This window comes from Pseudoalteromonas sp. P1-9, from assembly GCF_001399975.1.
In the GTDB taxonomy this organism is placed as follows: Bacteria; Pseudomonadota; Gammaproteobacteria; order Enterobacterales; family Alteromonadaceae; genus Pseudoalteromonas.
The window spans coordinates 1-370 of sequence record NZ_LKBD01000152.1 but is presented as its reverse complement, the minus strand read 5'-3'; the positions used below and the strand labels follow the sequence as shown (position 1 = coordinate 370).

General features: G+C 38.4%; 2 protein-coding genes. Both read left to right on the top strand.

Annotated elements, in window-relative coordinates; genetic code table 11:
- Window positions 1-63: 63 nt before the first annotated feature.
- Window positions 64-204: a hypothetical protein gene (locus tag AN214_RS22800; RefSeq protein ID WP_157813533.1), complete on the top strand. Its 141-nt coding sequence runs from the start codon at window positions 64-66 to the stop codon at window positions 202-204.
- A 25-nt stretch (window positions 205-229) separates the two neighbouring features.
- The gene (locus tag AN214_RS23235; protein WP_267884436.1) at window positions 230-364 is read left to right on the top strand and encodes a hypothetical protein; all 135 of its coding nucleotides are present in this window, start codon (window positions 230-232) and stop codon (window positions 362-364) included.
- Window positions 365-370: the final 6 nt, after the last annotated feature.

The following is a 370-nucleotide window of genomic DNA, read 5'->3' as shown; positions in this document are numbered from 1 at the left end:
TCAATCGCCTATTATTTAACTCAAGCAACACGCTTTACTCACACTTAAATAGGAAATTGAACAATGAATACATCAAACGCAATCGAGATTTTAATGGCTGCTGGTTTAACAACATTTGTAGTAGCTGGTCTTGTAACGGCAGGCATGACAACCGCAATTATGGCAGGTGCAGCAATTGGCGGCACATACATGCTAACTAAATAATTTAAAAGCTACTCGGAGATAAAAAATGAACAACGTATTTGATATTGTAATGACAGCAGCTTTAACCGCATTTGTGGTAGTTGGTTTAGTAACCGCAGGTATGACAGCTGCGATTGTAACGGGTGTTGCTGTAGGTGGAAGCTACTTGTTATTTAAATAAGATGAA